The 18887-nt window shown below is 40.6% G+C and carries 21 protein-coding genes and 1 tRNA gene; 13 read left to right on the forward strand and 9 right to left on the reverse strand.

From position 1 onward, the window contains the following. On the forward strand, nt 1–249 hold a 249-nt coding region (locus CLV57_RS10530; protein WP_317044582.1), incomplete at its 5' end, for a glycine cleavage T C-terminal barrel domain-containing protein. 73 nt (nt 250–322) lie between these two features. Here CLV57_RS10530 and CLV57_RS10535 read toward each other — a convergent pair. The 3 genes from CLV57_RS10535 to CLV57_RS10545 are packed head-to-tail and all read right to left on the reverse strand — an operon-like array spanning nt 323 to nt 1604. Then, nucleotides 323–757 carry a VOC family protein gene (locus tag CLV57_RS10535; protein WP_100341376.1) on the reverse strand — a complete coding sequence of 145 codons (435 nt, stop codon included), beginning with the start codon at nt 755–757 and terminating at the stop codon, nt 323–325. A gap of 29 nt (nt 758–786) precedes the next feature. Beyond that, the gene (locus tag CLV57_RS10540) at nt 787–1287 is read right to left on the reverse strand and encodes an SRPBCC family protein (protein WP_100341377.1); all 501 of its coding nucleotides are present in this window, start codon (nt 1285–1287) and stop codon (nt 787–789) included. Further along, a complete protein-coding gene (locus CLV57_RS10545; RefSeq protein ID WP_100341378.1) occupies nt 1284–1604 on the reverse strand; it encodes an ArsR/SmtB family transcription factor in 321 nt (106 codons plus the stop codon). Before CLV57_RS10545 ends, CLV57_RS10540 begins: the two co-directional genes overlap by 4 nt. 134 nt (nt 1605–1738) lie before the next feature. Between CLV57_RS10545 and CLV57_RS10550 the strand changes: the two genes are divergently transcribed. Further along, the gene (locus CLV57_RS10550) at nt 1739–3805 is read left to right on the forward strand and encodes a T9SS type B sorting domain-containing protein (RefSeq protein WP_157799127.1); all 2067 of its coding nucleotides are present in this window, start codon (nt 1739–1741) and stop codon (nt 3803–3805) included. Between the two features lie 139 nt (nt 3806–3944). On the opposite strand, the gene CLV57_RS10555 is transcribed toward CLV57_RS10550, so the two are convergent. From CLV57_RS10555 to CLV57_RS10580, 6 genes are all read right to left on the reverse strand, one after another. Further along, a tRNA-Ser gene (locus CLV57_RS10555) sits at nt 3945–4029 on the reverse strand. Between the two features lie 87 nt (nt 4030–4116). Beyond that, nucleotides 4117–5091: a YihY/virulence factor BrkB family protein gene (locus CLV57_RS10560; RefSeq protein ID WP_100341380.1), complete on the reverse strand. Its 975-nt coding sequence runs from the start codon at nt 5089–5091 to the stop codon at nt 4117–4119. 10 nt (nt 5092–5101) lie between these two features. Further along, the gene (locus CLV57_RS10565) at nt 5102–5509 is read right to left on the reverse strand and encodes an acyl-CoA thioesterase (RefSeq protein ID WP_100341381.1); all 408 of its coding nucleotides are present in this window, start codon (nt 5507–5509) and stop codon (nt 5102–5104) included. Beyond that, nucleotides 5509–6564: an endolytic transglycosylase MltG gene (mltG, locus tag CLV57_RS10570; RefSeq protein ID WP_100341382.1), complete on the reverse strand. Its 1056-nt coding sequence runs from the start codon at nt 6562–6564 to the stop codon at nt 5509–5511. The genes CLV57_RS10565 and mltG overlap by 1 nt, the downstream gene beginning before the upstream one ends. A gap of 6 nt (nt 6565–6570) precedes the next feature. Further along, on the reverse strand, nt 6571–6876 hold the full coding sequence (locus CLV57_RS10575) for a rhodanese-like domain-containing protein (RefSeq protein WP_100341383.1): 306 nt from the start codon (nt 6874–6876) through the stop codon (nt 6571–6573). Next, complete coding sequence (locus CLV57_RS10580; protein WP_100341384.1) at nt 6866–7645, reverse strand: PASTA domain-containing protein; 780 nt, start codon at nt 7643–7645, stop codon at nt 6866–6868. The genes CLV57_RS10575 and CLV57_RS10580 overlap by 11 nt, the downstream gene beginning before the upstream one ends. 169 nt (nt 7646–7814) lie before the next feature. Between CLV57_RS10580 and CLV57_RS10585 the strand changes: the two genes are divergently transcribed. From CLV57_RS10585 to CLV57_RS10635, 11 genes are all read left to right on the forward strand, one after another. Continuing rightward, on the forward strand, nt 7815–8813 hold the full coding sequence (locus CLV57_RS10585; protein ID WP_100341385.1) for a D-alanine--D-alanine ligase: 999 nt from the start codon (nt 7815–7817) through the stop codon (nt 8811–8813). Next, a complete protein-coding gene (locus tag CLV57_RS10590) occupies nt 8803–9096 on the forward strand; it encodes an antibiotic biosynthesis monooxygenase family protein (RefSeq protein WP_100341386.1) in 294 nt (97 codons plus the stop codon). Before CLV57_RS10585 ends, CLV57_RS10590 begins: the two co-directional genes overlap by 11 nt. A gap of 110 nt (nt 9097–9206) precedes the next feature. Next, nucleotides 9207–9632 carry an SRPBCC family protein gene (locus CLV57_RS10595; protein ID WP_100341387.1) on the forward strand — a complete coding sequence of 142 codons (426 nt, stop codon included), beginning with the start codon at nt 9207–9209 and terminating at the stop codon, nt 9630–9632. Nucleotides 9633–9730: 98 nt separating this feature from the next. Next, nucleotides 9731–11290, forward strand: coding sequence for an MFS transporter (locus CLV57_RS10600; protein ID WP_100341388.1), 1560 nt, complete (start codon nt 9731–9733; stop codon nt 11288–11290). 107 nt (nt 11291–11397) lie between these two features. Beyond that, nucleotides 11398–11676, forward strand: a complete 279-nt coding sequence (gene rpsO / locus CLV57_RS10605; protein ID WP_100341389.1) for a 30S ribosomal protein S15 — start codon at nt 11398–11400, stop codon at nt 11674–11676. 134 nt (nt 11677–11810) lie between these two features. Further along, on the forward strand, nt 11811–13937 hold the full coding sequence (gene pnp / locus CLV57_RS10610) for a polyribonucleotide nucleotidyltransferase (RefSeq protein ID WP_100341390.1): 2127 nt from the start codon (nt 11811–11813) through the stop codon (nt 13935–13937). A 167-nt stretch (nt 13938–14104) separates the two neighbouring features. Next, nucleotides 14105–14377, forward strand: coding sequence for a hypothetical protein (locus CLV57_RS10615; RefSeq protein WP_100341391.1), 273 nt, complete (start codon nt 14105–14107; stop codon nt 14375–14377). Nucleotides 14378–14490: 113 nt separating this feature from the next. Then, nucleotides 14491–15165, forward strand: coding sequence for a ribulose-phosphate 3-epimerase (gene rpe, locus CLV57_RS10620; RefSeq protein ID WP_100341392.1), 675 nt, complete (start codon nt 14491–14493; stop codon nt 15163–15165). Between the two features lie 188 nt (nt 15166–15353). Beyond that, the gene (gene serC / locus CLV57_RS10625) at nt 15354–16421 is read left to right on the forward strand and encodes a 3-phosphoserine/phosphohydroxythreonine transaminase (RefSeq protein WP_100341393.1); all 1068 of its coding nucleotides are present in this window, start codon (nt 15354–15356) and stop codon (nt 16419–16421) included. 90 nt (nt 16422–16511) lie between these two features. Further along, complete coding sequence (locus tag CLV57_RS10630; protein WP_211290067.1) at nt 16512–17465, forward strand: D-2-hydroxyacid dehydrogenase; 954 nt, start codon at nt 16512–16514, stop codon at nt 17463–17465. A 94-nt stretch (nt 17466–17559) separates the two neighbouring features. Next, nucleotides 17560–18867 carry an MFS transporter gene (locus CLV57_RS10635; RefSeq protein WP_100341394.1) on the forward strand — a complete coding sequence of 436 codons (1308 nt, stop codon included), beginning with the start codon at nt 17560–17562 and terminating at the stop codon, nt 18865–18867. Nucleotides 18868–18887 lie beyond the last annotated feature (20 nt).

Below are 18887 nucleotides of genomic sequence, written 5' to 3' on the forward strand. Positions count from 1 at the left end.
GGCATTACCAAAAAACTGGTTGGCTTTGAAATGCTGGAAAGAGGCATCCCAAGGCATGATTATGAGATAACAGATGCCGATGGCAACACAATAGGAAGAGTTACATCCGGCACACAATCGACATCATTACAAAAAGCTATTGGTATGGGTTATGTACCTGTTGCCTTGGCTAAAGAAGGTACAGAGATCTTCATCAAAATAAGAGATAATAAAATTAAAGCTGTGGTGAAAAAAACACCATTTGCTTAAGCGGAATTGTTGTAATCATCAATCAATACCCAAAATGCCTGGGTAGTGATTGATGAACAACATTTTACAGCACTTAATTACCGTAAGATGGATCAAACTCAATAATCCATTCAATACCATATTTATCTCTGAACATTCCGGCGTAGGTTCCCCAAGGGCTGTCGCCAATTGGCCCTTCCACATCTCCACCTACAGACAGACCATTGAACACCCGTTCTGCTTCTTCGCGGCTTTCAGCATTTAAAACAATTTTTGACCGGTTCTCATGCTCATTCACAGGACCCATGAATCCGGGTACGTCATTTGCAATTAATACATTATGCTTGCCTATGGATAAAGCAATGGTCATTATTTTATTGGCTTCACTTTCATCAACCGGAAATTCATCGCTTGTCAGGTCGCCAAAGCGAACAAGCTTTGTGAATTCGCCGCCAAATACCGATTTGTAAAAAGTGAAGGCTTCTTCAGCATTACCGTTGAAGTTGATCCATGGGTTAATTGTTCTCATGTTTTTTATTTAAGTGTGATTGTTTTTTTTTATTGTTTTTCTGATAATGTAGAAAGTAGGTTCTCCAAATTGGCTAAAGTCATTGTAAAGCCGATCTTGAATCCTTCCAGCAATCTTTCCAACCGCTCAAATGATTCATTGAAAATGATAATGTTTACCGTTGTTCTGCCGTTCTCTTCACTGAAGTTGTAATCCCATTCAGAACCGGGCAGTTCACGGTTCTCGTGCTCGTCGGAAAAAGCATTATACATTTTAAAGTTGGTTTTGGGGGTTATAGAGGTAAATTCCTGCACCGCCCAACGTTCCTGTCCATCGGGACTAATCATTGCGTAAAATCTGCGCCCGCCAACTTTAAAATCCATGTATTTAGTTTTGGCCTGCATAGGGGCAGGAGCACCCCATTGGTCAAGTAGATCGGCCTGTGTAAAGGCATCCCAAACCAGATCAAGACCTGCATTAAACTCACGGGTTATGTAAACCGTTTTGGCTGCCTTGTCAACATTGAAATCAAATAGCAAATGGTTGTTCATTTTTTCTGTTCTTTAATAGTTGATAATAATGCATCGAGCTGGCTAAACTGCGTTTCCCAGTTTTGCCTGAATTGAGCCAGCCAGTTATCAAATTCCTGCATCCTTTTAGCATTAAAATGATAATAAATCTCCCGGCCACTATGTTGCGGTTTGATCAGGTCGCATTCCTGTAAAACTTTTATATGCTTTGATACAGCCTGGCGTGTCATATCAAATTTTTCGGCCATGGCGTTTGGCGTTAACGCCTGTATGGCCACTAAAGTTAAAATTGCCCTGCGTGTAGGATCGGCTATGGCTTGAAATATATCCTGCTTCATTACTATATAATTTGTGCAACTCTTTGGTTGCAAATATAAATGCAACTTTTGAGTTGCGCAAATTTATTTTCAGGTTATCTAAATGATTTTACGTGAAGGGTAATAAATTATGTAAGTTAGATGCTAAATCAATCATGACGCCTAAATTTTGCCGGGTATTAACCTATCTGTTTATCTTTTTTCCATTGGTTTTAAAAGCGCAAACCAGTCAAACTGTTACTGCCGGCAACCAAACTGCAGTTGTGAATTATCCGGTTTGCACATGTACTTATCAATGGACAAATAACACGCCTGTGATTGGTTTAGGTGTAAAAGGTACAGGCGATATCCCTGCATTTACTACAGTAAACAATACCAAGGTGCCAATAACTGCAACAATTGTAGCTACACCTTTAGGGTATCAAAGTCAGCCGCCTTTACTTTACATACCTATTACCAGCCGTAACATTGTTTCTTCAATCAATGCAACAACAAGTGCATTAATTACGAATATAGCAGTAGGTGATAGTCCAAAGGGAATTGCCACAAGCCATGATAACGACAGGGTTTATGTTGGCAACGCTGGATCTAATGACATAAGCGTTATTTATATGCGAACTAACAGGGTACTCGCTACAATACCACTTAATTCAAGTCCGGAAGCAATAGCGGTCAGTCCTGATGATTTGAAAGTTTATGTAAGTGAATCGTCATCTAACACCATAGCAGAAATAGATGCTTTGACCAACACGGTAACCGGCAGAATAACTGTAGGGAGTAATCCAATTAGAATTTCATTGAGTTCTGATGGGGGTAAATTGTATGTTGGCAATGCGGACGGCACCATATCCGTAATAAACACAGTAACAAAAACTGTTATATCCACAATCACTACAGCTCCGGGTCAGCTATACATTTTATTGAGTAAGGATGATAAAACTTTGTACGTTATTCATCATAATCAAAATGAAATAGAAGTGGTTAACACAATAACAGGTACTATAACAACCCGAATCACTATTGGTTCAAACGCACAGGGAGGTATGATACTAAGCCCGGATGGAAGTCGTCTCTATGTATCTAATTGGGCCGACAATAATCTATCTGTAATAAACACAGCTACAAATGTAATTATAAGCACTATACCAGTTGGGCCGGGGCCAATTGGTATTATGATAAGTGATAATGGTGATTGGCTTTATGTTTCTAATACTGGAAATAACACCATGTCTGTTGTTAATACGCCATCCTTAACCGCAACATCTAAATTTAATTTGGCAGGACAATCAAATTTAACAGGCAATTCATATATACCCAAGGCCGATTGCGGCCCTGTAATTACTTTCAATATTACAGTCAATCCGGCAGGAGCCGTGATCAATACCACCGGCAATTTACAACCACTTACCACGGTTTACGGTACGCCATCCTTACCAACAAGTTTCACGTTTTCGGCGAAAAATTTAACAGATGCTGTTGTTATTACTCCGCCGCCAGGTTTTGAGCTCAGTAAGGATAATATTGCCTTTAGTAATACGCTAACGTTTGGGTCTGCTAATACATTTAATATTTCGTCCACAACTATTTATATCCGCTTAGCAAAAACAACTGTTGTTAAAGCCGGGGGGTATTCGGGAGATATATTATTGCAAAGTTCGGGCGCGCCGGACGTTATTATGCCAATGCCTGCCAGTACGGTGACGCCCGCGCCGTTAGTAGCGACTGCCGACAATAAAAACAAAATTTATGGCGATGCTAACCCGGTGCTAACCATAAGTTATCAGGGTTTTGTTAATGGTGAAGATGTAACTCAATTAGCAATGCAACCAATAGCAGCAACCACGGCTGTACTAACATCACGAAGAGGCCAGTACCCCATAACGTTAAGCGGCGGTACAGCAGCGAATTATACTTTTAAGTATGTAAGTGGCCTTCTTACTGTTACCTCGGTACCATTTGGCCCGGTAACCATACCTAATACTTTTACACCCAACGGCGATGGCATAAACGACATTTGGGATATTACTAACCTGGATAGTTACAATAACATCACCGTAACTGTATTTAACAGGAATGGTACCACCGTTTATTTTTCAAATGGGTACGCTGTATCCTGGGATGGGAGCTATAAAGGTAGTACAGTGCCGGTAGGTACTTATTATTACATTATAACCGGTGTCAAAACAAAACCATTAGCCGGTTATGTATCAGTAATAAGATAATTTTCTAAATGTGGATATGAAATTGGGACGCGCAGCACTATCTGATCCCGAAAAAGTGAAGTAAAATAAGATTTCCTCTAAAACAAAAAGCCTGTAAATTTTTAATTTACAGGCTTTTATATTTTGTATTAAGTTGTTGCGGAGAGTTAGGGATTCGAACCCCAGGACCTGTTACAGTCAACAGTTTTCAAGACTGCCGCAATCGACCACTCTGCCAACTCTCCGGGGACAAAAGTACAAATCCGGGCCGAATTGCCAAATTCAAATTAAAGTTTTTTTAATATAGTTTTAACGTACAGAAAGCCAAATAATTAGGAGGTGAAATTTTGCCTCCGGAAGGTATTAAAGCGTGGTTTTTCAACTTTTATCTTGCGTTTTGCCAGATCAATATTGGCATTTAGCTCGAATCCGATGAGCAAAATAAGCGAATTGATGTATAACCATATCATAACAACGATGAGTGTTCCAATTGAACCGTAGACCTTATTGTACTGCCCAAAGTTGTTAATGTAGTACGTAAAGCCAATTGAAGTTAGCACGGCCAGCATAGTGGCCAGCACCGATCCGGGGTTTAAAAACTTCCAACGCAATTTATGGGCCGGGCCATATCTGTACAGTAACGATATGCTGAAAAAGAATATGGCAATGATGATAAGCCAACGTGATAATGTTACCGCATATATCCAAAAACTGCTTTCACTGGCTATATGTTCCTGCATGTTGGTAATGATGTGTTCGCCAACTATCAACACTACTATAGCAGCCAGTAAGGCAAAACTTATCACTACAGTAAGCGTAGTAGCCACAACGCGTCGTTTAAGCCAAGTGCGTTTTTCGAGAATCAGCGATGAATCATTGAACGCACGCATTAAATTGCCCACGCCATTGGTTGCAAAATATAGGGCAGAGATAAAACCTACCGAGAGTAGCTTGGCGTTTTGATTTTTGATGATATCCTCAATAGTGCTTTGAAAAGCCAAATAGGCGTTGGTTGGTAAAATGGTTTGCACTACGTTAAGCAGCGTATCCTGAAAGTCGTTAACGGGTATATATGCAATAAGGGTGAACAGAAAGATAATTGCCGGGAATAAAGCCAGCATAAAGCTGTAAGCTAATGCAGATGCGCGGTTTAAAAGCGACTCCTCTAAAAACTCATTAACCAGCGATACCAGTACAACATATACAGATATGCCGCCAAACCATTTAGGTGTTAGTTCTTTAAGGTACTTAACAAAGCGCCTGTAAAACTCAGCATGTCGTAATAGCAAACGGTGTACCCATCTCATTACTGCTAATTTAATTAAAAAAAGGCTTCAGCTTATTTAAAAAGTCGCGGGGGGGCAGGCATGGGCGCATGGTTTCCTTTTTAACAAAGCAAAGTAAGGTTTCACCCTGATGTATAAGTTCCAGCTTTTCGTTAAATAACTCGTAATTAAAATGGATAGTAGCTCCGGGCATCTTATCTATAATAACGCGTATAGTTATTTCCTCATCATACAATGCCGGTTTAAGGTATTTACAATGCATCTCCATAACGGGCATCATAATGCCTGATGCTTCCATGCCTGCATAGGTTAACCCCATACTGCGCAGCATTTCTACACGGCCCACCTCAAAAAACTCGGCGTAGTTGCCGTAGTACATGTATCCCATCTGATCTGTTTCGCCGTAGCGTACACGTATTTTAGTAGAATGCTCAAACATTATTTTTTGATGTTACGCTCGTTAAGCGCCTGTTGAAACTTACGCGCGTTGATGAGGTGTTGGGCAACATTGTCTGTAAAGTTATGGTACCCTGAAAAATCTTCCTTTGCACACATATAAATGTAATTGCTGGGTTTGTAGTTTAGCACAGCTTTAACTGCATTCACTGATGGCATCATTATGGGGCCTGGTGGCAAGCCTTTGTTGGCATAAGTATTATATGGTGATGGCGTAGACAAATATTTGTTCAGCACTCTTCTGATAGTAAAATCTTTCATGGCGAAGATCACTGTAGGGTCTGACTCCAGCTTCATCCCTTTTTTAAGGCGATTTAAATATAAGCCGGCTATAGTTGGCATTTCGTCATCCTTTAAGGCCTCAGCGTCAACAATAGATGCCAATATACTCACCTGGGCAGGTGTTAAATTAACAGCTGCAGCTTTGTCTTTACGGTCTTTAGTCCAGAAAGCTTCATAATGATCGTACATCTTTTTGAACAGCTTTTCCGGAGTGGTATTCCAGTATAGCTCATACGAATCGGGCATGAACGCTACATAAACATCATCTGTAGTAAAACCGAATTGCTTTACATACTCAGCAGAATCAAGAAGTTGAATAATAGCGGCTGAATCCGGTTCCAGATTTTTAGCAGCAAACGCGGCAAATTGTTCTTTAAGGCGTATGTTGTGGAATGAAAGTTTTACAGGCTCCTGGTTACCTATGGCCAGCATGTTAATCAATGCACGGTTGCTCATGCCCTCCTTTAATCTGTACCTGCCGGGTTTAACTCTGGCAGGATACTTCATGTTTTGCGCTGCCCACAAAAAATCGGCGCTGTCTCTAACTATCTCTTTTTGACGGATAGTTTGATAAACATCACTAAAAGAAGATCCGGTGCGTATGTAAAGGTATTCCTCATTCCCCGTAACATTGGGGCCGAAAAATTTCAGATAGTAAAATAGCCCGGTTCCGCCAAAAGCCAGGACGATAACCACAACAAGGGCAATAATAAACTTTTTAACTGGTGATGAGCCGGTAGAAGCTTTCTGTGTCATTTTAAATTATAATGATTGCGGCAACCTTTGTATAGCTAAGAGTCCGCCGCTTAAATTTTTAACATTTGTATAGCCGTTTTGCAGCAATATAGCCTGGGCTGTTTTGCTGCGAATGCCGGCTTTGCATATAACAACAATCTCGTCGGTTTTGTTAAAGCCGGTATTATCTACATTGTCGTAAAGCCTCGATAATGGTAAATTAACACCCCCTATATTATAGGTATGGAACTCAATAACCTCGCGCACATCAAGTATGTTAACCTGAGTACGCTGCTTTAAAAGCTTATCAAAGGTCGCAGCACTAATTTCCATCAACAGAGCCTTGTGAAACGGTTAAATTAATACGTGTTCCAATACTGGTAGTGGTAGTAGAATCGGTGCGTTTAGGAAACTGATCAACTACTTTCAGGTTGGTCGAGTCTGTAATAGTTCCCTGGTAAGTGATAATTCCAATGGTAAGCCCTAAACCCTTTACGGCAAAACGTGCCGCGTCCAGATCCTGACCTATTAGTTCAGGAATGTCCTGTTCATTGGCGCCATTACCATCACCCAAAACCAGATCAATGCGTGAACCCTTTGGAATTTTCATGCCCGGGCGAACAACCTGTCCGGCCAATTTAACTTCTAATACAACGTCGCGTGCAATATCCGGCGTATAGGTGGTATCACCAATTTTTAAACCCGCGTTGCTTAATGCAGATAATGCGTTGATGTAAGGCTTTTGCTCAATATCCGGCAAGGCAACAGGCGGTGCCTGCATGGTTACCATGGTTAGGTAAATTACGCGGCCTTCTTTAACCAAAGTGCCTGCATCAGGGTCTTGTTCTATAATGGTGCCGGGTGCTTTATCGCCCACATATACAGTATCTACATGAAAATCAAAACCTTGTTCTTCCAGCTTATTTACAGCCTGGTCAATGCTCAATCCCTTTACCGACGGTACAGGAACACCGCTTCCATGATCAGTATAGTAACTTAAACTGAAAAAAGCTATTAAAACAATACCAATAACCGTAACCACAGCCATTAATACTGTTTTGCGGAATGATGAGGTTTTAAGGTAAGCTATTAATTTCTTCATTTGCTATTCAATAAGTTTCCTCTTTAAAAGGCTATCAAACATAGGGTAATTTTTTCAAAATATGAGTGGAACAAGCGTAAAAATAGGGGAGTTTATCCCAATCAATTGCTGTGCAAAAGCTTAGTTAGTTGAGTATATCCCTTTTAAAAATATTTATATTTGGCACCATATGGCAACCAAAAACATAGCTCTGCTGGCCGGCGGTTTTACCGGCGAATACGAAGTTTCAATTAACAGCGCGAAAAACATAGCCGCTAATCTAGATCCTGCAAAATATAAGGTTTATACCATTTTGGTTGACCGCAACCGTTGGTTTTATGACGACGGCGCAGCAGGTGTTGATGTGGATAAGAATGATTTTAGCATAACAGTGGGCGGGGAGAAGATTAAGTTTGATTTTGCCTTTATCACCATACACGGAACGCCGGGCGAAGACGGTAAACTGCAAGGCTATTTTGACCTGATCAATATGCCTTATAATACCTGCGATGTTACCACGTCTGCTATTAGCATGAACAAAGCTTTTACCAAAGCCATTGTACACGGAATTCATGATCTACATGTAGCTGCTTCGGTTAAATTAAAAAAGCGCGATCCGCATGATATTGGCGGTATTGCAGCGCGTTTAAAATTTCCGTTGTTTGTTAAGCCTAATAATGGTGGCAGCAGTGTAGGCATGAGCAAGGTTTATAAAGTTAACGGCTTGCAGGAAGCTATAAACAAAGCATTTAATGAGGACGATCAGATACTGGTAGAGGAGTTTATAAAAGGCCGCGAATTTAGCGTGGGTATAGTCAATCTGCACGGCAAGGTGCAGGTGTTGCCTGTAACTGAGATCATTAGTTCAAAAGACTTTTTTGATTATGAAGCCAAATATACGCCGGGCGTTTCTGAAGAAATAACACCTGCAGACCTGTCGGTTATGAAGGTTGCGCAGGTGGGCAACATAGTAACCGAAGTGTACCAACGCTTAAACTGCCGCGGCATGGTTAGGGTTGATTTTATTTTAGAAGAAGGAACCGAAGATTTCTACTTCATTGAGGTAAACACAACGCCCGGGCAATCATCAAATAGTTTGATACCACAGCAGGTGCGCGCTGCCGGAATGAGTGTTGCTGATTTTTATGGAGAATTGATAGAAGGAACAATAGGTCGTTATGGTGCTTGAGGCGGCGGAACTTTATGTGCTACCCGGCAAAGAAACTGATTTTGAGCGCGACTTTAAAATAGCCGGACGATTTATCAGTTCGGTTCCGGGTTATATTAAACACAGTTTACAGCGGTGCCTGGAGCAAAGCGGTAAATATTTGCTGTTAGTAGAGTGGGAGCGGATGGAAGACCACACAATTGGTTTCCGGCAGTCAGAAGTTTATGAACCCTGGAAGGAGTTGTTACATCATTATTATGATCCTTTTCCGGTTGTTGAGCATTTTGTGGCGGTTGATATTTAGGTTGGATATCTCCCTCACCTTGTCCTTTTTGCCCATTACGTTGTGACGGTTTTAGCATTAGTTTTGTGTTGTACAATTCAAGATAATCATCCACTTAAATAGAAACTAAAATGGAAACCGCACAAAAAACAATCACTGTAACAGCAACTGTAAACGCACCTGTAGAAAAAGTATGGCAATTTTGGAATGAGCCTGAGCATATTAAAGGTTGGGCCTTTGCAAGCGACGACTGGCATGCTCCAAATGCCGAGAACGATCTGCGCGTTGACGGAAAATTCAGCACAACAATGGCTGCCAAAGATGGTAGTTTTAGTTTTGACTTTGGTGGCGTTTATACTAATGTGCAGGAGCATAAATATATAGCTTATACCATCGGCGATGGCCGTAAAGTTGAAATTACATTTACCGGTAACGGCGATAGTACCGAAGTTGTAGAAACATTTGAACCGGAAGGTATGAATTCATTAGAAATGCAACAGGGCGGCTGGCAGGCAATATTGAATAATTTTAAAAAGTATGCTGAAGCTAATGTGTAAATTTTAAAACATTCTTTTCATGAAGCCATTTGCAAACAGCAAGTGGCTTTTGTTAACGAAGTTCAAAACCTATCTTTATAAACAACAGCTAAGTAAAGATGGCAACAGTATCATTAAGCAGCACTAAGGGCAAATGGGTAATGGTGGCAACCATTCTGCCCTCTGCCATGGCTTTTATTGATGCCACTGCGCTAAATGTTGTTTTACCAGCCTTGCAAAAAGATCTTGACGCGTCTGGTTCTGAGGTGTTCTGGGTGCTTAATTCTTACTTATTGATGTTAGCATCGTTGATATTGATAGGCGGAGCAATGGGCGACAAATTGGGGCGGAAGAAAGTGTTTATGTGTGGGATTGTTTTGTTCATCGTCGGTTCGGCAGCTTGCGGAGTTGCAGGCAGTGTTAATATGCTAATAGTCTGCCGCGCCATACAGGGTATGGGTGGCGCATTCATGATTCCAGGTAGTTTATCTCTAATATCATCAATTATAAACCCCAAAGAGCGCGGTAAGGCAATAGGAACGTGGTCGGCATTTACTACGGTTGTTACCATGGGCGGGCCCGTTTTGGGTGGAGCATTAGCTGATGCAGGTTTGTGGCGATATATCTTTTTTATCAACATACCCATTGGAGTTGCCGCATTTTTGATGCTTGCGTTTCGTGTAGACGAAACACGCGATAATTCCGTCGATAAAACACTTGATTTTCCGGGCGCCATCACTATAGCTTTAGCGCTGGCTTTGTTAACCTTTGGTTTTTTGCGTGTTCCGCAAACAGGGTGGGGCAGTTTCCAATCATATGGATCTTTAGCGGGAGGAATACTGTTTTTAATAATCTTTATAGTTATTGAAAAGAAAAGTACGCATCCTATGGTGCCTTTAAGGCTATTCAAAAATCCGGTTTTTACAGGCGTTAATTTGCTGACGTTTTTTCTATACGCAGGCTTAGGCGCTGGTATGCTTTTTTTATCGCTTAACCTGGTGCAGGTTCAGGGATACAGTCAATTGCAATCAGGCTTGACTTTTCTTCCCTTTACAGTGCTGATGGTAATACTTGCCAGATTTGCCGGTAGTTTAGCCGATAAATATGGGCCGAAATTGTTTTTGATAGCAGGGCCGGCATTGGCAGGTACGGGTTTGCTAATATTATCATTTATAGAGAAAACTAATGGCGCGGCAGAATATTTTACTACATTTTTTCCGGGTATATTAGTTTTGGGTTTGGGCATGTCGGCAACGGTGGCGCCTTTAACTGCTACGGTAATGAGTTCAGTTAGTGATGATTTTTCGGGCACAGCGTCCGGAGTAAACAATGCCATGACCCGTATATCGGGCGTGTTTGCCAATGCTATATTTGGTGCGCTGGCGGTGTTGTTTTTCAGTTCAGCGCTTACCAAACAAATTGACCGGCTACCTATAAACTCAAAGCAAAAACAATATGTTTTGCAACAGGCTGCCAACCTTGGCGATGCAAAGGTGCCCGCTAATGTTACAACTGAACAAAAAATCGTAATCAAGGGCAGTTATAATTTGTCATTTATATATGCTTACAGCAACATTATGCGGATATCAGCAGCACTTGGATTTTTAGGGGCATTGATGGCTTTATTTTTCATTCCCGGTAAAATAAAAGAGAGGCAAAGGGCGTTATCAAATTCGTAAACTGATATTCGGAAAAATAAAAGGTCCCTGTTGTTTATATCCAGCCAATCAATTACCTTTGCACCCACAATAAATAAATTAATTCACGCTTTAATATTATTCCCGTAATGTATTTAGGTAAAGAGTCAAAGGCAGAGATCTTTGCAAAACATGGTAAAAGTGCAACCGATACAGGTTCAACCGAAGGTCAGGTAGCATTGTTTACACACCGCATCGCACATTTAACCGGTCACTTGAAAAAAAACAAACATGATTTTTCAACCCAGTTATCATTGCAAAAATTAGTAGGTAAACGCCGCGGATTATTGGCATACTTATACAAAAAAGATATTGAAAGATACCGTGCTATTATCAAAGCTTTAGAGCTTAGAGATATCATCAAATAAGTATCTGAATGTTTTAAAAAAAAGCCGTCTCAATTTTAGGGGATGGCTTTTTTACTTTCTGCTAAAATATTTTACACACAATAAAAACCCTGATGCGCTCCTAAAGATGAAAAGCGCATCACAATGAAAACAAGATGAGTTTAAATGTAATTAAAAAGGTTATTGATCTGGGCGACGGACGCACCATTGAGATCGAAACCGGCAAACTGGCTAAACAGGCCGATGGTTCAGTAGTAGTAAAAATGGGCGACACTATGTTGCTTGCTACCGTAGTATCATCACCTGAGGCTAAAGAGGGCGTTGATTTTTTACCGCTTTCTGTTGATTATCAAGAAAAATATGCTGCTACCGGCCGTATTCCCGGCGGTTTCTTACGCCGTGAGGCGCGTTTATCAGACTATGAGGTACTGATCTCTCGTTTGGTTGACCGCGCGTTACGTCCGTTGTTCCCGGAAGATTACCACGCAGACACGCAAGTAATGATCAGCTTAATATCTGCTGATAAAGATATAATGCCTGATGCTTTGGCAGGTTTAGCTGCTTCTGCCGCTTTAGCTGTTTCTGACATCCCTTTTAACGGACCTATATCAGAAGTTCGCGTAGCTAAAATTGATGGCAAACTGGTTATCAACCCAACTTTAAGCCAATTAGCTAATGCTACTTTAGAGTTTATTGTTGCCGGTTCTGAGCACGACATCAACATGGTGGAGGGCGAATCAAAAGAGATCCAGGAAGAAGAACTGGTTGAGGCGATTAAATTTGCGCACAACGCTATCAAAGTTCAGTGTTTAGCTCAAAAAGAGTTAACTATTGAAGTTGGTAAAACTGAAAAACGCGTCTATAGCCACGAGCATAGCAATGAAGAGTTGAAAAAAGCTATCTACGCTGCAACTTACGATAAAGTTTATGCTACTGCAGCCGAAGCATCTGCAAAAGACGAGCGCTCTGCTAAATTCAAAGCAATCCGTGATGAATACATAGCTACTTTAGGCGAGATTGATGATGTTACCAAGTTCTTAGCTAAAAAATACTATCATGATGTTGAGTATGACGCTATTCGTAACCTTGTTTTAGATGAAGGCAAACGTTTAGATGGTCGTACCACTACACAGATACGCCCTATATGGAGCGAAGTTGGCTACCTGCCATCTGCTCACGGTTCTGCCGTATTTACCCGTGGCGAAACACAATCATTAACTACTGTTACTTTAGGCGCTAAAGATGATGAGCAGATGATTGATGGCGCATTCATTAACGGTTACCAAAAATTCCTTTTACACTACAATTTCCCTGGTTTCTCAACAGGCGAGGTTCGTCCTAACAGAGGTGCAGGTCGCCGCGAAATTGGTCACGGTAACCTGGCTATGCGTTCGTTAAAACAGGTATTACCTCCAAGCGACGAGAATCCGTATACTATCCGTGTAGTTTCTGATATTCTGGAATCAAATGGTTCTTCATCAATGGCTACAGTTTGCGCAGGTACATTGGCTTTGATGGATGCAGGTGTTAAAATAACTAATCCGGTATCAGGTATTGCAATGGGCCTGATCACTAACGAAATGGGTACTAAATATGCTATCCTTTCTGATATTTTAGGTGATGAAGATCACTTAGGTGATATGGATTTTAAAGTAACAGGTACTAAAAACGGTATAGTTGCAGTACAGATGGACTTGAAAATTAACGGGTTATCATACGAGGTATTAAGCAACGCTTTAAATCAGGCTAAAGATGGTCGTTTACATATCCTTGGCGAAATGGCTAAAACACTTACAGCTCCTCGCGAAGATTACAAACCACATGCGCCACGTATTATCACCCTTAAAATTGATAAAGAATTTATAGGTGCTGTTATCGGGCCCGGTGGTAAGATCATTCAGGAAATGCAACGCGAAACCGGTGCAACTATCAACATTGAAGAAGTTGGCAACCAAGGTGTGGTGCAAATATTTGCAGATAACAAGGAAGCTATTGATAAAGCAGTTACCCGCATTAAAAACATAGCTGCAAGACCGGAGGTTGGCGAAATTTACGAAGGTAAAGTAAAATCAATTATGCCTTTTGGTGCATTTGTTGAAATTATGCCGGGTAAAGATGGTTTGCTTCACATTTCTGAGATTGACCATAAACGTTTCGAAACTATGGATGGCATATTCCAGATAGGAGACGAAGTGCGTGTTAAATTGCTTGACATTGACAAGCAAGGTAAATTAAAGCTTTCCCGTAAGGCTTTATTACCAAAACCAGCACCTCAGCAATAACAAATTAAAACAATTTGTGATTTTTAGATAGCGAAAAGCCTTAGCAATAAGGCTTTTGCTGTTTAAACACATTTTTTACAAAATTTCTAAAACAAAATCTACATTTTTAACTTTTGTTAATTAAGAGTTATTGTTTAAGCCAAGATAGTATCCGCTCCTGATTTGAAATGACGTCTACTCCAATTGATCCGTTGGATTTTTTGAATAATAATAGCTCAGGTAAAACTACCGGACCTGAGGCCGACCTTGTGCAGCATTTATTGTACGAGATTATCAGGGTTAAGGAGCTTATAGTATACTATGAATCTATCCCAAATAACGGCGGACAATTAGGTGCATCTATCCTGACCGAACTGGTTAATGAAGCTTACAATTCATTAGTAAACTATGATATGGTACTAATGAAAAAATATTATGACCTTCTGTTAAACTGTGACTGATTTTTGTCATTAGTTCGTTTTTTATGTGTATTAGCTAATATTGATGTTCATTACTTTAAAATGAATTGGTGTGCATTTAATATATTTGCCCTGACACCAATGACCACTGACCAATGACTAATGACCATCTAATATCCCCATCTATACTCGCTGCTGATTTCGGCAACCTGCAACGTGACATCGAATTACTTAACACCAGTGAGGCAGATTGGATACATGTAGATGTAATGGACGGTGAGTTTGTACCCAACATATCATTTGGTTTTCCGGTTATTGCCGCTGTAAATAAACATGCCCAAAAGCCACTGGATGTGCATTTGATGATTGTACAACCCGAACGTTATTTAAAAGCGTTTAAAGATGCCGGAGCAGCAGGTCTCACAGTTCATTTTGAAACGTGCCCACACTTGCACAGAACTGTTCAGGTAATAAAAGAACTGGGCTGCAGGGCAGGGGTGGCCATCAATCCGCACACACCTATAAGTGTGTTAGAGGATATCATAGCCGAGGTGGATATGATATTGATCATGTCGGTAAACCCTGGTTTTGGCGGCCAACATTTTATAGAAAATACTTACAAGAAAATAAAACAGTTGAGAGCAATGGCTCAATCCGTAAATCCTGATTTATTAATAGAGATAGATGGTGGCGTAGATGCCCAAAACGCTCAACAATTAATTGATGCCGGTGCAAATGTACTGGTAGCAGGTAGCGCGGTGTTCTCCTCGGCCAATCCAAAGGCCGTTATTTCAGAATTAAAGCACCCCAAAAAGTTACAATCTTTATAATATTTGTTAATGCACAAAGTGGTATTATTGAGAAATTTTTAATAAAAGACCATATTATTATTAAGTTGTATTATTTTAAAATAACTGTAAATAATCTCTACAAATTTTGTCGAATTAATTACCTTTGCGCCAACAAAATACAAACTTCTTAATTCTGTTATTTTGTTGAGATACCAATTTCAAATCATATGAAACATAATTTTGGTGCCGGTCCCGGCATTTTACCACACGAAGTTTTAAAACAAGCTGCGGCTGCAGTAGTTGATTTTAATGGAATAGGCTTATCTATTTTAGAGATATCACACCGTTCGCCCGAGTTTGAAGCGGTTTTAGATGAAGCTGTTAAGTTAGTAAAAGAGTTGTTGGAAGTTCCGGAAGGTTACTCGGTGTTGTTTTTACAAGGTGGTGCAAGCACACAGTTTGCAATGGTGCCTTACAACCTGTTAGCCGGCAATGCTAAAGCGGCTTATGTGGAATCGGGCGTATGGGCAAATAAGGCTTTAAAAGAAGCTAAATACTTTGGCCAGGTAGATGTAATTGCAACTTCAAAAGAAAGTAACTTCACCTACATTCCTAAAGATTACGAAGTACCTGCTGATGCGGCTTATTTGCATCTTACCTCAAATAATACCATATACGGTACGCAATTACATCACTTCCCTAAATCACCAATTCCGGTAGTTTGTGACATGTCTTCTGATATTTTCAGCCGTACTATCAATGTTGCGGATTTTGGTTTGATCTACGCAGGCGCACAAAAAAATATGGGTCCGGCCGGTACTACCCTTGTAATTGTTAAAGATGAGTTGTTGGGCAAAGTTGATCGTAAAATACCGTCAATGCTTGACTACAAAATTCAGATCGATAATGGTTCAATGTATAACACGCCACCGGTATTTGCCATATACGTTTCAATGTTAACATTGGCATGGGTTAAATCAAAAGGCGGTGTAGCAGCTATTCAGAAAGAAAACGAAGCGAAAGCAAAGGTTCTTTATGGAGAAATTGAGCGTAACCCTTTGTTCAAACCGGTTTGCGCAACAGAAGACCGTTCAAACATGAACGTTTGCTTTGTAATGGAAAACGCTGAATTGGAGAAACCATTCCTTAAACTTTGCGATGAGCGTGGCATTATAGGGATTAAGGGTCACCGCAGTGTTGGCGGTTTCCGTGCCTCAATTTATAACGCGCTATCTATCAATAGTGTATATGCACTTGTTGAAGTAATGCAGGAGTTTGCAGAGAAGAATAAATAGAGATTAGAGATTGGTGATTAGAGATTAGTTTTTTCTGATCACCAATTACAACTAATCTCTAATCACTAATTAACTAATTACTATTCCCCAATGATCAAAATATTAGCTAACGATGGTATCGATCCCATCGGTAAAAAAATGTTAGAAGATGCAGGCTTTGAGGTTGATACCAACAATATCCCTCAGGATGAACTGCCTGTTAAATTGCAAAATTACGATGCTATCACTGTACGTAGTGCAACCAAAGTACGTAAAGCGCTGATTGACGCTTGTCCAAATTTGAAGTTAATTGGTCGTGGTGGTGTTGGTGTTGATAACATTGATGTTGATTACGCTAAAGAAAAAGGCATTGGTGTTTATAACACTCCGGCCTCATCATCTTTATCTGTAGCCGAACTGGTTTTCAGTCATTTATTTACCGGTGTAAGATTTTTACAGGATAGCAACCGCAAAATGCCGGTTGAAGGTAACACCAAGTTTAATGATCTTAAAAAAGCTTATGCTAAAGGCGTTGAATTACGTGGCCGTACTTTAGGTATAGTTGGTTTTGGTCGTATCGGTCGTGAAGTGGCTAAAATTGCTATTGGCGTTGGTATGGACGTTATTGCCTACGATCTTTTCCCTTTTAACCCGGAAGTTGAGGTTGTGTTAGGTAGCGGTGGCACTAAAGTTAGTGTAACAATTAAAACAGCTACTTTAGATGAGATCATTAAAACTGCTGATTTCATTACCCTGCACACACCTTTTGTTGACAAAGCCCTTTTGGGTGCAGAAGAACTGGCACAAACCAAAAAAGGTGTAGGCTTGGTTAACTGCTCTCGTGGTGGTTTGATTGATGAGTTAGCGCTTGTTGACGCTTTAAACAGCGGTCAGGTTTCATTTGCTGCTTTAGATGTATTTGATAATGAGCCAACTCCTCGTCAGGAGATCATCTCTCATCCAAAAATTTCATTAACACCGCATATCGGCGCTGCAACCAACGAAGCACAAGAGCGTATTGGTGTTGAGCTGGCCAGCTTAATTATTGGTCACTTTAATAAGTAATAGTATCTTTTACAGATAGAAGGCTTCCTTAGGAAGCCTTTTTTGTTTGCCAGCTATCCTGTACAAATATTACCTTTACTTACCTTTACCCACCATGACCGTTAAAAACGATAAAAGAACCATACGCGCCTGGGCCATGTTTGACTGGGCCAATTCGGCGTATAACCTGGTAATAACTTCAACTGTATTCCCTGCCTATTATGTAGCCATTACAGCTAACCCCGCTAATGGCGACCGCGTACAGTTTTTTGGGCGTAGTATTATTAATACAGTTTTACAACAGTACACGCTTGCGGCCGCTTACATGATAATTGCGTTAATGTTACCGGTATTGAGTTCGATAGCAGATTACCGCGGTAATAAAAAGGTATTTATGCAGTTTTTTACCACCATGGGCGCAATGGCCTGTTGCGGATTGTTCTTCTTCAATAAGAACAACCTCGAATACGGTATGATCTGCTTTGCCATTGCTGCCATTGGGTACTGCGGCAGCTTTGTATTTTACAACTCTTACCTGCCCGAAATAGCTACTTTAGACATGCAGGACAAGGTGAGTGCTAAAGGATTTACCTTTGGATACATTGGCAGCGTATTACTGCAGGTAATTTGCTTTGTATTTGTACTATCGCCTGATACATTTGGTTTAACCGGGGGAGGTGCGGCGCAACTATCTTTTTTAATGGTTGGTATCTGGTGGATAGGTTTTGCCATGATACCTTTTAAGGTTTTGCCAAAGGGGAGTCCGGTAGCTAAGGCACATACACATAATATAATTAAGGGTGGCTTTATTGAGTTAGGTAAGGTATGGCAAAAGGTTAAAAATATGCCAACACTTAAACGCTATTTACCGGCGTTCTTTTTTTACAGCATGGGGGTGCAAACTATTATGCTGGTTGCCACGAGTTTTGCGGCTAAAGAGTTGAAAATGCCAACAACATCACTTATACAGATCATACTCATCATCCAGTTGGTAGCTATTGGCGGAGCTACGCTTATGTCCAGGCTGTCTGATAGGTTTGGGAACGTTAAGGTACTTACAGGAGTTATACTGATATGGGTTGTTGCCTGCCTTTGTGCTTATTTTGTAACTACAGCCACGCAGTTTTATTTATTGGCTGTATTGGTTGGGCTAATAATGGGAGGGGTGCAATCGCTGTCCAGATCAACTTATTCTAAATTTCTGCCGCAGGATATTCCTGATACAGCTTCTTTCTTTAGTTTTTACGATGTTACAGAGAAACTGGCTATAGTTGGTGGGTTGTTTAGCTTCGGTTTTATAGAACAACTTACCGGAAGTATGCGCAATTCAACGTTGGCGCTGGTTGTTTTCTTCATTATAGGATTGGGATGGTTGCTGGCTTTGGGTAGGGTTGTAGGCAAACAGATATTGGTGGATAAATAATAAATATCTTACTTAGTGTA

Source organism: Mucilaginibacter auburnensis (assembly GCF_002797815.1).
Lineage (GTDB): Bacteria > Bacteroidota > Bacteroidia > Sphingobacteriales > Sphingobacteriaceae > Mucilaginibacter > Mucilaginibacter auburnensis.